The 14,856-nt window shown below is 67.3% G+C and carries 11 protein-coding genes; 6 read left to right on the plus strand and 5 right to left on the minus strand.

All coding sequences use genetic code 11. The features are described from left to right. Window positions 1-29: 29 nt before the first annotated feature. Together ABD719_RS16075 and ABD719_RS16080 are read right to left on the minus strand one after the other, a co-directional pair. Window positions 30-1,532: an anthranilate synthase component I family protein gene (locus ABD719_RS16075; RefSeq protein ID WP_344694377.1), complete on the minus strand. Its 1,503-nt coding sequence runs from the start codon at window positions 1,530-1,532 to the stop codon at window positions 30-32. Continuing rightward, window positions 1,516-3,471 (minus strand): peptidylprolyl isomerase, encoded by a 1,956-nt coding sequence (locus ABD719_RS16080; protein ID WP_344694378.1) that lies wholly within the window; start codon window positions 3,469-3,471, stop codon window positions 1,516-1,518. The genes ABD719_RS16075 and ABD719_RS16080 overlap by 17 nt, the downstream gene beginning before the upstream one ends. Before the next feature lie 107 nt (window positions 3,472-3,578). On the opposite strand from ABD719_RS16080, the gene tpiA reads away from it, so the two are divergent. Beyond that, window positions 3,579-4,322 carry a triose-phosphate isomerase gene (gene tpiA, locus ABD719_RS16085; protein ID WP_344694379.1) on the plus strand — a complete coding sequence of 248 codons (744 nt, stop codon included), beginning with the start codon at window positions 3,579-3,581 and terminating at the stop codon, window positions 4,320-4,322. A gap of 105 nt (window positions 4,323-4,427) precedes the next feature. Further along, the gene (locus tag ABD719_RS16090; protein WP_344694380.1) at window positions 4,428-4,880 is read left to right on the plus strand and encodes a hypothetical protein; all 453 of its coding nucleotides are present in this window, start codon (window positions 4,428-4,430) and stop codon (window positions 4,878-4,880) included. Between the two features lie 3 nt (window positions 4,881-4,883). On the opposite strand, the gene ABD719_RS16095 is transcribed toward ABD719_RS16090, so the two are convergent. Together ABD719_RS16095 and ABD719_RS16100 are read right to left on the minus strand one after the other, a co-directional pair. After that, window positions 4,884-6,254, minus strand: coding sequence for a leucyl aminopeptidase family protein (locus ABD719_RS16095; protein WP_344694381.1), 1,371 nt, complete (start codon window positions 6,252-6,254; stop codon window positions 4,884-4,886). Continuing rightward, window positions 6,251-7,657, minus strand: coding sequence for a serine hydrolase domain-containing protein (locus tag ABD719_RS16100; protein ID WP_344694382.1), 1,407 nt, complete (start codon window positions 7,655-7,657; stop codon window positions 6,251-6,253). Before ABD719_RS16100 ends, ABD719_RS16095 begins: the two co-directional genes overlap by 4 nt. Window positions 7,658-8,218: 561 nt before the next feature. Here ABD719_RS16100 and ABD719_RS16105 point away from each other — a divergent pair. The 3 genes from ABD719_RS16105 to ABD719_RS16115 are packed head-to-tail and all read left to right on the plus strand — an operon-like array spanning window position 8,219 to window position 10,660. Further along, window positions 8,219-9,469, plus strand: a complete 1,251-nt coding sequence (locus tag ABD719_RS16105) for a lipoprotein-releasing ABC transporter permease subunit (protein WP_344694383.1) — start codon at window positions 8,219-8,221, stop codon at window positions 9,467-9,469. Beyond that, window positions 9,462-10,190: an ABC transporter ATP-binding protein gene (locus ABD719_RS16110; RefSeq protein ID WP_344694384.1), complete on the plus strand. Its 729-nt coding sequence runs from the start codon at window positions 9,462-9,464 to the stop codon at window positions 10,188-10,190. Before ABD719_RS16105 ends, ABD719_RS16110 begins: the two co-directional genes overlap by 8 nt. Continuing rightward, complete coding sequence (locus ABD719_RS16115; RefSeq protein WP_344694385.1) at window positions 10,187-10,660, plus strand: glutathione peroxidase; 474 nt, start codon at window positions 10,187-10,189, stop codon at window positions 10,658-10,660. The genes ABD719_RS16110 and ABD719_RS16115 overlap by 4 nt, the downstream gene beginning before the upstream one ends. A gap of 1 nt (window position 10,661) precedes the next feature. Here the strand turns inward: ABD719_RS16115 and ABD719_RS16120 are convergent, their stop codons facing one another. Then, window positions 10,662-11,213, minus strand: coding sequence for an HdeD family acid-resistance protein (locus ABD719_RS16120; RefSeq protein WP_344694386.1), 552 nt, complete (start codon window positions 11,211-11,213; stop codon window positions 10,662-10,664). 131 nt (window positions 11,214-11,344) lie between these two features. Between ABD719_RS16120 and dnaE the strand changes: the two genes are divergently transcribed. Then, on the plus strand, window positions 11,345-14,848 hold the full coding sequence (gene dnaE / locus ABD719_RS16125) for a DNA polymerase III subunit alpha (protein ID WP_344694387.1): 3,504 nt from the start codon (window positions 11,345-11,347) through the stop codon (window positions 14,846-14,848). Window positions 14,849-14,856 lie beyond the last annotated feature (8 nt).

The following is a 14,856-nucleotide window of genomic DNA, read 5'->3' on the forward strand; positions in this document are numbered from 1 at the left end:
ATAGGGATAGGGGCGGTCAGCAAGTGGGCCTACTGCCCAAAGCCGCTCTCTCCCGCCCGTGCTACCGCCTCGCGGGCGGCGGCCAGGATCGCGCCGGCCTTTGCCTCGCATTCCCGCTGTTCATACTCGGGCACCGAGTCGGCTACGATCCCCGCGCCTGCCTGCACATGGATCGTTCCGTCCTTCACCACGGCGGTGCGCAGAACGATGCACGAGTCCAGCGACCCGTCCGGTGAAAAATAGCCGACGCCGCCGGCATAGGCACCGCGTCGTTCCGGCTCCAGTTCGGCAATGATCTGGCAGGCACGCACCTTGGGCGCACCGCTGACCGTGCCGGCCGGGAACCCCGCAAACATCGCATCCAGCGCATCGCGGCCCGGCGCCAGCCTCGCCGTGACGTTCGAGACGATGTGCATGACGTGGCTGTAGAACTCGACCGTATAGCTGTCCGTCACCCGCACACTGCCCGGTGCCGCCGCGCGACCGGCATCGTTGCGACCCAGATCGAGCAGCATCAGGTGTTCGGCGCGTTCCTTCGGATCGGCGAGCAGGCTGGCCCGATTGGCCTCGTCCTCGCGTGTCGTCTTGCCGCGCGGGCGGGTGCCGGCGATCGGGCGGACGGTGATCTCGCCGTCCCGCACCCGCACCAGGATTTCGGGGCTAGACCCGATCAGCGCGAAACCCGGCAGGTCGAGGTGATAGAGGAAGGGTGACGGATTGATCCGCCGCAGGCTGCGATAAAGCTCGAACGGCGGTAGCGCGAACGGCGCGGTGAAGCGCTGGGCCAATACCACCTGAAAGATATCGCCCGCCGCGATATATTCCTTCGCCGCCGCCACCATCGCCGGATAGCGATCGGGCGGCAGGATCGAAGTATAGACCGGTTCGGGCAGGTCGGCGCGCACCGGCGCCGGCAACGCCGCATCCGCCAGTCGCGCCGCGACCGCGTCCAGCCGATCTTCCGCCGCCGTCACGATCGCGTCCGGATCGCGCGAGGGATCGGGCCACGCAGGTGCGACCAGATACAGCACGTCCGCCAGCCGGTCGAACGCGAGCAGCACCGTCGGCCGCACGAACATCATGTCGGGCAAACCAAGCGGATCGGCGGCAGGCTGCGCCAGCTTCTCGACCAGCCCGACCGTCTCATAGCCGAAATAGCCGACGAGGAACGCGAGCGCGCGGGGCAATTCGTCGGGCACGTCGCACCGGCAATCCGCGACCAGCGCGCGAAGCGCATCCAGCGTCGGCGCCGCACAACGTTCCCACGCCTCCGCATCGGTCGCCCAACAGCGGTTGATCGCAGCATCATTGCCCTGCGCGCGGAACACGAGATCGGGGGCGAGCCCGATCCAGCTGTAGCGGCCCCGGATCGCGCCGCCCTCGACCGATTCCAGCAGGAAATCGCCGCGGCCCGGCTCTATCAGCCGCAGCGCGGCGGCGACGGGCGTCTCGGTGTCGGCGACCTGCCGGCGCCACACCAGCGCCGGCCGCCCTGCCGCCAGGGTGGTGCGGGGATCAGTTATCGGAGCCACCCTGACCAGACAGTTCGTCGCGCACCCGCTTCAACGCCGCCGCATCGGTCTTGACGCCGATACCGGCGCGCACCGCGCGGGCGAACTGCTCGGCATATTCCGCACCCATGCCACGGCCCAGCTCCGACTTCGCGGAAGCAAGGATCGCACGGTTGCGAAGGGCATCGCCCGGCGTGTTGCTGTCGAGTCGCACGACGATCCAGCCGCTGCCCTGCGGCGCCTCGGTCAGCTTGGCGGTGCCCGGTGCCATGCTGAACATCATCACCATCGCCGGATCGGGCGGCCCTTCCTGTCGGCCCAGATCGGCACGGGTGCCGCCGATCGCACGCACCGGAGGCAGCGCGACGCCGGCCTGCGTCAGTGCCTGTGCCATCGGCATGCCGCCATTCACCTTCGCCAGCACGGCGTTGGCGATCCGGCGCGCGGCCTGACGGCTGCGGTCCGCCCGGAAGGCGGCGGCGACCTCGTCGCGCACCGCGGCTAGCGGGCGCGGCGCGGCCGGCGTCACCTGGCCGACTGCGACGATCGCGAAGCCGCCATCCTGCCCGGTCTGCACCAGTTGCGGACCGTCCCCGTCCTCTGCGGTGAAGGCAGCCGCGGCGAGGGGTACCAGCGCGGGATCGGCGGCACCGGGGGCGTCGGGGTTCATGCCCTGCGCGGTCAGCGCCGGGGTGGTCTGTGCCTGAAGCTTGGCATCCTTCACCGCCTCGTCGAAGGTCGCGCCGTTACCCAGCGCATCGTCGATCGAATCGTGCAGCTGCGACAGGGTCTCGGTGGTCTTGCGCGCCCTGATCGTGGTCACGAGCTCGCCGCGCACCTGCGCCAGCGTCCGCCCGGCGACCTGTTCGATCCCCTCGACCCGCGCCACGGTGAAGCCCAGCGGCCCGCGCACCGGCCCGACCACGGCGCCCTTGCCGGCCGCGAAGACGGCGTCGGCGATCGCCGGCGCGGTCTGCGCGGCATAGGTGGCCTTGTCCTGCGCCGACAGCGTCGATGCCTCAAGCCCACCGGCACGCGCCGCCTCGGCCAGCGAGGTACCGCCCCGCACCCTGGTCGCCAGTGCCTCGGCCGCGGCACGGTCGGCGACGATCACTTGCGCGATCGTGCGCTTCTCGGCCGCCTGATACTTTGCGCGATCGGCCTGATAGGCTTGGGCGATTTCCGCGTCGGTCGGAGTAGCCCGCGCGCGGACCTGTTCCGGCGTGATCAGCGCGTAACGGATCGTGCGGCGTTCCGGAATGCGATAGCGTTGCAAATTGCGCGCATACCAGGTCGCGATTTCCGCCTCGGTCGGTGCCGGGCCGGCCGGGATCGCCGCGACGGGGATGAAGCCGACCTTGCCCTCACGCTTTTCCAGCAACAGCGATGCATAGGGCAGCGCCAGTTGCTCGCCGATCTGCGCCGCGCCGATGGTCGGGGCGGTCAGTTGCTGCACCAGCGTGTCGCGCGCGATGTCGCGACGGATGCCGGCATCGGTCAGTTTCCGCTCGGACAGGATACGGCGATACAGGTTTTCGTCGAACTTGCCGGTCGGCCCCTGCAGGCCCGGAATGCTGGCGATCTGACCGTCGACCAGCCGCTTTGATACGATCATGCCCTGCTGCCGGCCGAATTCGGCCAGCGCATAGCTGGTGATCATCCGGTCGAGCGAGGCATCTAGCTGCCCGGACGCGAGATATCCCGCCATGTCCGCCTGGGGATTGCGCTGGCGTGCGGCGGCGACCTCGTCACCGGCGCGCTGGCGCAATTCGGCAACGGTCACTTCCTGCTTGCCGACGGTCGCCACGTCGTTGCCGCCAAGGCCACCGCCGCCACCGAACGTCCCCGCCAGGTTCGATACGTCGCCCGCCGCGAAGGCGAACGCGATCATGCCCAGCACGATGAAGGTCACGACAAGGCCGGCCCGTGAATTGATGATGCGTCGGAAGAAGCTGAGCATGAAGGACCGTTCGCCAGAAATCAGCGGTTGCTTTAGGCTGCGGGCGGGCGGGCTTCAAGCACCGCGCGTAACTCGCTAGGGCGGGGGCTCATCACGGGAGGACGGGAATGCGGCGCAAGCTGGTAGCGGGTAACTGGAAGATGAACGGATCGCTGTCGGCGCTTTCCGAACTGGATGCGATCGGTGCGGCGGCGATGGCGGCACCGGGCGTGGACGTGGCGGTGGCGGTGCCCTTCACCCTGATCCACCCCGCCGCCGCTCGCGCACCGGGTCTGGCGATCGGGGCGGAGGACGTTCACGAGGCGGATGCGGGCGCGCATACCGGCTGCGTATCCGCAGCGATGGTGCGTGAGGCGGGGGCAGTCTTCACCATCGCCGGGCACAGCGAACGCCGCGCCGATCAAGGCGAGAACAGCCATGACGCATGGGCCAAGGCCGCTGCCGCGCACCGCCACGGCCTGTCCGTGATCCTGTGCTGCGGCGAGACGGAGGCGGAGCGCAACGCCGGCCGCGCCGAACGCGTCGTACAGGCGCAGATCGAGAAATCGGTGCCCGAGAATGCGACCGCCGACTGGTTTACGCTCGCCTATGAACCGCGCTGGGCGATCGGCACCGGCCGCACCCCGACGCTCGACGAGATCGCGGCGATCCACGCGATCGCCCGCGCCAAGCTGGGCATGATGATCGGCGACGCGGCGGCGGCGGTCCGCATCCTCTATGGCGGGTCGGTCGTCGGCGACAATGCCGGGGCGATTCTCGCCACCGAGAATGTCGATGGCGCGCTCGTCGGCGGTGCCAGCCTGACCGCGGCGAAGTTCGTGCCGATCATCCAGGCGGCGGCACGGCTCTGATCCGGCGGTGCGCGGCGGACCGGATCGTTACGGACGCCGCCGCGTTCGCCAGACAATTCTTTCCGGGAGTGAAGAATGAACGTGAACGGTAAAATGGTGGCTGCGTTGACAGCCGCCCTGATGATGTCTGCCTGTTCCGGCGGGACCGAGCCGGGCAACGTCGCGGGCGAAGGCAACGGCGTATCGCTGCGCAATCTGGCCGACACCGAAGTCGCGGCCCCCGCCGGCGATCGCAATTTCCGGCTGCAGGGCACGCTGATCCCGACCCCCTCCGATCTGCAGTCGCGCCACTTCCTGCTGCGCGAGCGGCGTGCGGTCGGCGGCAACATCATCGCCATCCTGCGCGAGGAACGCGGCGACCGCATCGCCTATGCCCGGACCGAAGTCGATTGCGCGCGCCGACTGTTCCATGTGCTGGGCGTCGGCCCATCCCGCGCGACGGCGGAGGTGGCCACCGTCTATGACGGCCCGCTGCGCCCGATGGCCGGCCTGCCGCTTCGCGAGGAACTGGGCGCCTTCATCTGCGAGCGCGCCGGTACCCCGTTGGCCAAGGGATAGGGTTCAGCCGGGAAAACGCTGCTTCAGCAGGCCGAAGGCGGCGCGCAGGCCATAGGCGTCGCCGCCCTTCGGCCGTCCCGGCTTCGACGTCGGGCGCCATGCGAACACGTCCAGATGCGCCCAGGGAATGCCGGCGGGTACGAAGCGGCGCAGGAACAAGGCGGCGGTGATAGCCCCGGCAAAGCCGCCATCCGGTGCGTTGACCATGTCCGCGATGTCCGATTTCAGCAGTTCGTCATAGCCATTCCATAACGGCAGCCGCCATAGCGGATCGTGCGTCGCCACGCCGGCGGCCAGCAGATCGCGTGCCAACGCCTCGTCGTCGCTGAACAGCGGCGGCAGATCGGGGCCGAGCGCGACCCGCGCCGCACCGGTCAGCGTGGCGAAATCGAGGATCAGTTCGGGCCTCTCCTCGCCGGCACGGGTCAGGGCGTCGGCCAGGATCAGCCGTCCCTCGGCATCGGTGTTGGTGTTCTCCACCGTCAGCCCCTTGCGGCTGCGCAACACGTCGCCGGGGCGGAAGGCGTCGCCCGAAATCGCATTCTCGACTGCCGGGATCAACAGATGGAGCCTGACCGGCAACCTGGCCGCCATCACCAGTTCCGCCAGCGCCAGCGCGTGTGCCGCGCCGCCCATATCCTTTTTCATCAGCCGCATTCCCGACGACGGCTTGATGTCCAGTCCGCCGGTGTCGAAGCTTACGCCCTTGCCGACCAGCGCGATGCGCGGTGCGGCCTGATCGCCCCAGATCAGCTCGATCAGCCGCGGCGCCCGGTCGCGCGCCGCGGCATGGCCGACCGCGTGGATCATCGGATATCCCTGTTCCAGTTCGTCGCCACGCCGTACCGTTACCGTGCCGCCATGCCGCTTCGCCAGCGCTGCCGCCGCCGCTTCCAGATCGGCGGGACCACAGTCGGAGGCGGGGGTGTTGACCAGATCGCGGACCTGCGCCGTCGCGCCTGCCAGCGCGATCGTCTCCGCCATCCCGGCGGCGTCGCGGGTCAGCAGGATTCGCGCGCCATCCTCGTCCGCGCGGCGATACCGGTCGAACCGGTACTGGCCGAGCAGCCAGCCGAGTTCGCCACCCCCATGCCCGTCGATCCGGTAGGTGCCGGCTGGCAGCGCCGCGCTCAATCCCGCCAGCGACCACGGCGTTTCGCCATCGGCCACCGCGACCACATGCCAGTCGTCGCCTTCACCGGGCAGGACGGCATGATCGCCGGGCTTGCCGCGGAAGCCCTGCGCCGCCAACATGCCCCGGGTTCTGGGTGACTGGCGCGCCAGCCAACCGACATGGTCGTCGCGGGCGATCATCTCGATAGCATGGGCAGGCTGGCCACGATCGGGCTGAAGCAGGTCGTCGAAGCGGATCATTGGGCGGGGCTCACCAGAAATTGTTCGAAACGACCATCGCGGCCGGGTTCGGAAAAAGTCGAGATCGACAGGGCTCGTCCGCCGGCGACGATCCGGTAGCGGCGCAGCACGAAGCCGCCACGCAGCCGCGTCGTCCCGACCTGTGCGAACCGCTCAGGCACGCCCAGCGGCCCGAGGCTGCGCTGATAGTCGCCCTGCGCGACGGCGGTGAAATAGTAATTCGCATCGTCGGTCAGCAACGCCCGATCGAGCCGGCCGCTCCGCAACTGATCGTAAACCTTGCGCGCCTGCGCCAATGCCGCCGAATCTCCTGCTCCGTTTGCGGGGGCGGCGGGAGCCGGCAGGACGATCGCGGCTACCCCGTTCGCGATCCGGTCGGTCGCATCGCCGAACCAGCTGTTGGTCAGTACGACGATCGCCGCCCTGTCATCGGGATAGACGATGTTTTCCGACAGGAACCCCACCGCCTCGCCGCCATGCTCGACGATCCGGCGGCCGTCACGCTGCGTGACGACGACGCCCAGCCCGTAACCCGTCGTACCGCCACCGGTCAGCGTCGTAGGGGTTTCCTGCATCGCCCAGTCGTCGGCGGGCAGCAGCGTCCGGTTCAGTCGGGCGATGTCCCACCGCGCCAGATCGGCCGCCGACATCGACAGCTCTCCCGCCGCATAGAGCCAGCCCGGTGCCGCAGGCGTCTCCACGCGTACCGGGCCAAGCGCAAAGCGCTTGTACCCTTGCGGGAACCCTGGCCCGACCGCCTTGTCCTGATCGATCGCCCGGATGCCCAGCGGTGCGAAGACCCGCTTTTGCAGGAAGTCGAGCAGCGGCACCCCCGCAACCTTTTCGACGATCAGCCCCGCCACGACATAGCCGGTATTGGAATATTGCCACTGCGTACCGGGCGCGAAGTCGAGCGGCTTCTTCGCCCAGTGGTCGACGATCGCCTGCGGCGTCACCGGTGTCGCCATCGCGTGGAAACTGTAATCCTGCGGCCAGTAATCCTGCAACCCGGACGTATGGTCGAGCAACTGGCGGATAGTGATCCGGTCGCCGCCCGTGATCCCGGGAACATATCGCTCCACCACATCATCCAGCTTCAGCTTGCCCTCGTCTTCCAGCAGCAGGATCGCCGCCGCCGTGAACTGCTTGGAGATCGAGGCGATCTGATAGGGCAGGCGCGGATCGGCGGTGCCGCCTGCCTCCGATTGCTTGCCATACGCCTTGGCCAGCACGATCCGCCCGTCGCGCACGACCGCGATCGATGCCGATGGCGTACCCGTCTCGGCCAGTGCCTGACCGACCAGCCGGTCGATCGCCGTGGCCTCGTTCGGCGACAGTGCCTGCGCGATGACGGGGGAGGGGAGCGCCAGGGCCAGCGCCGACAGCAACAGGGAAAAACGCATGGTGCCGATCCAAGCAGATGCCCTGCATCGGCGCAACGTCCGGGCGCATATCGTTGCTTATTCATCGGCAATCCGGTGATTCGGTCACGTATTGTTAACCAAGTGGCGGCATAACCAGCCTGTGCCGGCGGAAGCTCGAAGTCTGGAAGCTCCCGATCCTCCGCCGGTATCGCCCGCTTGGCGGATGGCAAAGAGATATCGAGGCGGCGGCTATGGCGTGGCCGGTGCCGAATATGATCCGATCTGACCGTAACGGCAAACGCCCGGACCGTTGCCGGTCCGGGCGCCTGCGTGACGATCGCTCGTCAGCCCCCGATCTTTCCCGCTCTCGCTCCGAACCTCTGTTGGGTGGGCGTTAGAGCATCCCCGAACCCAGGCCGTTGCCTTACGTTCCAGTGGGATGATTGCTAGGCGGGCGCCGCGGCTTTGTCACGGGGTTCGCAACCCGAAGGACACGATTGCCGGGGGGCTGTGGATTTCCGGCAACATGCCGGTTCCCGGACGATCGCGCAGGAGCGATGGTTGCGTCGCCCGCCGCCCCCGCCTAAGCCCGCCGACGACATGCTCCTATCTCGCTACGAACGGATGATCGCCCGCCGCTATCTGCTGCCGGGCAAGGGCGAGGCGTTCATCTTCCTTGTCGCCTCGATCAGCCTCGTCGCGGTGATGCTCGGCGTCGCCGCGCTCGTTATCGTCATGAGCGTAATGAACGGCTTCCGCGCCGAACTGTTCGACAAGATTGTCGGGTTGAACGGTCATGCCGTCGTGCAGGGCTATGGCGGCCGCCTGCCGGACTGGCGCCAGATCGTGGCGCAGGCACGGGCCACCCCCGGCGTCACCTCGGCGGTGCCGCTAATCGAACAGCCGCTCGCCGCCACCTATAACGGCCGGTCGGAGGCGGTGCTGGTCCGCGGGATGCGCGTCGCCGACATCCGTTCCAACGCCACGCTGGGGGGCAAGGTGGTCGTCGGCTCGCTGAGCGGCATCGTACCGGGCAGCGGCACGATCGCGATCGGCAGCCGCCTTGCCGAGGCGCTGGGCGCGCAGGTCGGCAGCGAGGTCGCGCTGTTCAGCCCGCAGGGCCAGTCGACGCCGTTCGGCACCGTGCCGCGTATCGTCAGCTACCGCGTCGGCGCGATCTTCGAGATCGGCATCTATGATTACGACAAGGCCTATGTCGTCATGCCGATCGAGGATGCGCAGACGCTGCTCCTGATGGGCGATGCCGCCGGAATGGTCGAGGTGAAGACCGTGGATGCCGACCGGGTCGGTGAGATTCTGAAACCGCTGGCGGACAAGGTCGGGGGCGGCGCGGTCATCAGCGACTGGCGGTCAATGAACGCGCAATTGTTCGAGGCGCTGGCGGTGGAACGCGTCGCGATGTTCACTGTGCTGTCGATCATCATCCTGGTTGCGGTGTTCAACATCCTGTCCTCGCTCATCATGCTGGTCCGCGCCAAGACGCGCGACATCGCGATCCTGCGCACGATGGGGGCGACGCGAAGCGGGCTGATGAAAATCTTCATGGTCGTCGGCACCACGATCGGTGCGCTTGGTACGATCGCCGGGCTGGGGTTGGGCTTCGTGTTCCTGTTCTATCGGCAGGCGGTGGTGAACTTCGTCCAGTTCGTCACCGGGCAGAACCTTTGGGACCCGTCGATCCGCTATCTCACCACGCTGCCGTCGAAGACCGATCCCGTCGAGATTTTCGTGATCGCCGCGATGGCGCTGGTGTTCAGCTTCCTCGCCACGCTCTATCCGGCATGGAAGGCGGCGAGCACGGACCCGGTACAGGTGTTGCGCTATGAGTGAACCCGCAGGCATTGCCGAAGACGACCGGCGCGGCCCTGCCGCGTCCGACGCTTCGCCGGTCCTCCAGACGACGGGGCTGGCCCGCAGCTTCACGCAGGGGGGAGAAACGATCCACGTCCTGCGCGGCGTCGACCTGTCGATCCGCCCCGGTGAGATTGTCGCACTGCTCGGTCCCTCCGGCTCCGGCAAATCGACCTTGCTACAGGCGGTCGGCCTGCTGGAAGGCGGGTTCGAGGGCTCGATCCGCATCGCCGGGGAGGAAGCGGCGAAGCTCGACGCGCATGGCCGCACCATCGTGCGTCGCGACCAGCTCGGCTTCGTCTATCAATTCCACCACCTGCTGCCCGATTTCAACGCGACCGAGAACGTGGTCCTGCCGCAGCTCGTCCACGGCGCCACCCGCGCCGTCGCGGACGAGCGCGCCGCGTCGCTCCTGACCGTCCTCGGTCTCGGCCATCGGCTGACGCATCGGCCCAGCCAGTTGTCGGGTGGCGAGCAGCAGCGCGTCGCCGTCGCCCGCGCACTCGCCAACCGGCCCGCGCTGGTGCTGGCGGACGAGCCCACCGGCAATCTCGACGAACATACCGCCGACCGGGTGCTGGGCGAATTCCTGCGGCTGGTGCGCGAAGAGGGATCGGCGGCGCTGATCGCCACGCATAACGAACGCCTCGCCACCCGCATGGACCGGGTCGTCCGCCTGCATGAGGGGGTGCTGTCATGATCGCCACCGATTTTACGGTTCGCACCGCCGAGGGCGAACGGTCGCTGTCGGATCATGCCGGGCAGGTACTGTTGATCGTCAACGTTGCGTCGAAATGTGGCTTTACCCCGCAATATATCGGGCTGGAGGCGCTGTACCGTCAATATGGACCGCGTGGCTTCACGGTGCTGGGCTTTCCCTGCAACCAGTTCGGTGCGCAGGAACCTGGCGATGCGGCCGAGATCGCGAATTTCTGCACGACCAGCTACGACGTGACCTTCCCGATATTCGCCAAGGTCGAGGTCAACGGGGCGAATGCCGACCCTCTTTATGAATATCTGAAGGCCGGGGCACCGGGCGTCCTCGGCTCGAAGGCGATCAAGTGGAACTTCACCAAGTTCCTCGTCGACCGTACCGGCCGCCCCGTCCGGCGCTACGCCCCGACCACCAAACCCGAGGAGCTGGCGGCCGATATCGAGGCGCTGCTGTAGGTCATCCGGCCGAAAAGGCCGGCGCGCCTTTGCGATGGGCCAGTGCGGAGGCGATCGCCGTCACGCCGCCGAACAGGAAGCTGATGCCCAGGATGTAGCCCGGCAGCGTCAGTGCTGAAAAGGGCAGCGTCGCCAGTACGATGCCCGCCAGCACGATGTTCACCACGCCCAGCACGATCATCATTGCCTTGCCCCGCCGCATCCGCGTGCCGAATGCGATCTCCATCACGCCGCGTACCGCCAACCATGCCGTCACCATCAGCGTCAGCGAGAAGGCGCCCGACATCGGCTTCAGCACCATGACGAGGCCGATCAGCAGCGACACGATCCCGAATCCGATCGCGTAGCCGCGCCCGTCATGCCCGCGCCCCCGGATTCCCGCCACGATCGACACGATCCCCGCCGTGGTGAAGAACGTGCCCACTACCAGCGTCGCAGCCAGTGTCGCGGCGAAGGGCCAGGCAAAGGCGGCTATCGCCAGCACGACCGACAGGATGCCATAGCCCAGCATCCATCCCCAGCCGGCGCCGGCCAGGGGCACAGGTGCGGACATGGCAGGGCGTGCTCCTTCATTCCGGAAAATATCGGTCATCGCGGCTGCTCCTGTTGCTGCGCGCCGAACGGCCCGTCGCAAGCGCGGTTCCGGTGCTGGCGAAATCATGCGGTCGCGCCTAGGTTGGCGGGATGCATTCAGGGTTCGTGCCGCTTCGTATCTTTTCCTCGTTCACCATGCTCGATGGCGCGATCGAGCCGAAGGCGATTGCCGCCCAGGCCCGTAAACAGGGTTTCCCCGCCGCCGCGCTGACCGATCGCAACGGGCTGTACGCGGCGATGGCCTATTCCGACGCGGCGAAGAAAAGCGGCGTGCAGCCGATCATCGGCACCATGCTGGGGGTTTGCCGCCCCGACATGCCCGATGGCGTCACCGTCCCGCTCGACTGGATCGCGCTCTATGCGCAGGACAAGCCCGGGTACGACAACCTGTGCGCCCTGGTGTCGCACGCGCATCTCGGCCGCCCGATCGAACTGGCCGCCCACGTCTCGATGGAGACGCTGGCCCGCCACACCGATGGCCTGATCGCGCTGACCGCGGGTGGGGAGGGTGCGCTCGCCCGCCTGTTCGCGGAAGGTCAGCCGGATCGTGCCCGCGCCTATTGCGACCGGTTGCAGGCGATGTTCGGCGACCGGCTCTATATCGAACTCAGCCGCCGCAACGATGCGACCGAACAGGCGGCGGAGGCGGAACTGATCGACCTCGCCTATGACCGCGATCTGCCGCTGGTCGCCACCAACCCCTGCTGCTTTGCCGAGTCGGCGTTCGGTGATGCGCATGATGCCATGCTGTGCATCGCCCATTCGACCTATGTCGAGACCGAGGATCGCCCGCGCAGTTGCCCTGACGCCTGGCTGAAACCCGCCGAGACGATGAAGACGCTGTTCGAGGATTTGCCGGAGGCGATCGCGAACACGCTGGTCGTCGCGCAACGCTGTGCGGTGATGGCGCCGTATCGCAAGCCGATCCTGCCGACGCTGGCGGGCGATCTGGCGGGCGAGGCGCAGATGCTGCGCGACGATGCCGCCGCCGGGCTGGAGGCGCGGCTGGACCGGATCGCCGAACTGCGCGTGCAGAAGGGCGAGCCGGAGGGCGAACCCGGCTGGCGCGACGTCTATCGCGAACGACTGAAGTTCGAGGTTGACGTGATCGTCCAGATGGGTTTCCCCGGCTATTTCCTGATCGTGGCCGACTTCATCAAATGGGCAAAGGATCACGATATCCCGGTCGGTCCCGGCCGTGGTTCCGGCGCTGGCTCGGTCGTCGCCTGGGCGCTGACTATCACCGATCTCGATCCATTGAAACTGGGCCTGCTTTTCGAGCGGTTCCTGAACCCCGAACGCGTGTCGATGCCCGATTTCGACATCGACTTCTGTGAAACCCGCCGCGGCGAGGTGATCCGCTACGTGCAGGAAAAGTACGGTCGCGATCAGGTCGCGCAGATCATCACCTTCGGAAAGCTGAAGGCGCGCGCCGTGCTGAAGGACACCGGCCGCGTGCTCCAGATGAGCTATGGTCAGGTCGATCGCCTCGCCAAGCTTGTACCCAACCACCCGACCGATCCGTGGGACCTGAAGCGCGCCCTGAACGGCGTGCCTGAGTTGGCGAAGGAATATTCCAACGACAACCAGGTACGCCGCCTGTGGGATCTGGCCACCAAGCTGGAGGGGTTGCCGCGCCATTCCTCCACCCATGCCGCCGGTGTGGTGATCGGCGACCGGCCATTGGCGCAACTGGTGCCGCTTTACCGCGATCCCCGCTCGGACATGCCCGTCACCCAGTTCGACATGAAATATGTCGAGGGCGCAGGCCTGGTGAAGTTCGACTTTCTCGGCCTCAAGACGCTGTCGGTGTTGCAGAAGGCGGTGCAACTGCTTGCCAAGCGCGGCATCGCCATCGCGCTCGACGCGCTCGAATGGGATGATCCCAAGGTCTACGAACTGCTCCAGCGCGGCGACACCGTCGGCGTATTCCAGCTGGAATCGGAGGGGATGCGCCGCACGCTGTCCGCCGTCCGCCCCAGCAATTTCGGCGACATCATCGCACTCGTCTCGCTCTATCGTCCCGGCCCGATGGACAATATTCCCTCGTTTGGTCGCCGCAAGCAGGGAACGGAGGAGATCGTCTATCCGCATGCGTTGCTGGAGCCGATCCTGTCAGAGACCTACGGCATCTTCGTCTATCAGGAACAGGTGATGCAGGCCGCGCAGGTGCTGGCCGGCTTCTCGCTCGGCGGCGCCGATCTGCTGCGCCGCGCCATGGGCAAGAAGGTGAAGGCGGAGATGGACGCGCAGCGTGCCGGCTTCGTCGAAGGCTGCCTGTCCGTCAACGGCATCAAGAAAGCCGAGGCGAACGCGCTGTTCGATTTGATCGACAAGTTCGCCGGCTACGGCTTCAACAAGTCGCACGCCGCCGCCTATGCCCTGCTCGCCTACCAGACCGCATGGCTGAAGGCGCATCACCCGCACGAATTCTACGCCGCGTCGATGTGCTATGACATGGCGCTGACCGACAAGCTGGCGATCTTCGTCGACGATGCCCGTCGTGCCGGCGTCACGTTGCTGCCGCCCTGTGTGAACGCCAGCCTCGCCGATTTCGATGTTCAGACGAATGGTGAGGAACTTGGCATAAGATACGCATTAGGCGCGCTTAAATCGGTCGGCGAAGGCGCGATGGAAAAGCTGGTGGCCGAACGCGCCGCGGGTCGCTTCGCCTCGCTCGATGATATCGCCACCCGTGTCGATCCGCGTTTGCTCAACAAGCGCCAGCTCGAAACGCTGGCGGCGGCGGGCGGGTTCGACGGCATCGATCCCAACCGCGCCGGCGTCCATGCCGTGGCGGAAACCATCCTGGCGGTCGCGGCGCGTACCCACAGCCAGAAGATCAGTGGGCAAGGTGGCCTGTTCGGTGATTCGAGCCATGCCGGCGACACGATCAAGCTGCCCGCATCGGCGCGGTGGACGCTGTCGCAGCGGATGGATCAGGAAAAGGAGGCGTTCGGTTTCTACTTCTCCGCCCATCCGGTCGATCGCCACGCCCATCTCGCGCGCAACCACGGCGCGCGCAACTTCGGCAGCCTCACCGAACTGACCATTCCCGACGACGGCACCCGCGCCGGCGCGACGATGGCGGTGCTGGTCGAGGATGCGCGCTGGCGCACCTCCGCACGCGGCAAGCGCTACATGATGGCGCAACTGTCCGATCCGTCCGGCCAGTTCACCGCCACGTGTTTCGACGATGCCGTCGCCGCCGACCTGGAGGAGGCGGCGCGCGTCGGCGGCTGCGGTCTCATCACCGTCGAACTGGATCGGCGACCGGGCGAGGAAGCGCCGCGCATCTCGGTCAAGCGCATCCAGCCGTTCGAGACGCTCGCCTCCACCGCGCGGTTCGTGCTGGACGTGACGGTGGCCGATCCCGCCGCCTTCGCCCCACTCGCCGCCCTGCTTGCCGATCATCGCGGTGCGCGTGGCGAGGTGCGCGTGACGCTGACGACGCCGGAGGGGGAGGCGACGATCCTGCTCGGTCGCGACTTTCTGCTCGATGCGGAACTTGCGGGCCATGTCGAGACGTTGCACGGTATCACCGCGGCCACATTGAAGACCTCGGATATAACGAGGCTCGCGCTGGTCGGCTGATACGGCCA

The organism is Sphingomonas cynarae (genome assembly GCF_039537815.1).
Lineage (GTDB): Bacteria > Pseudomonadota > Alphaproteobacteria > Sphingomonadales > Sphingomonadaceae > Sphingomonas > Sphingomonas cynarae.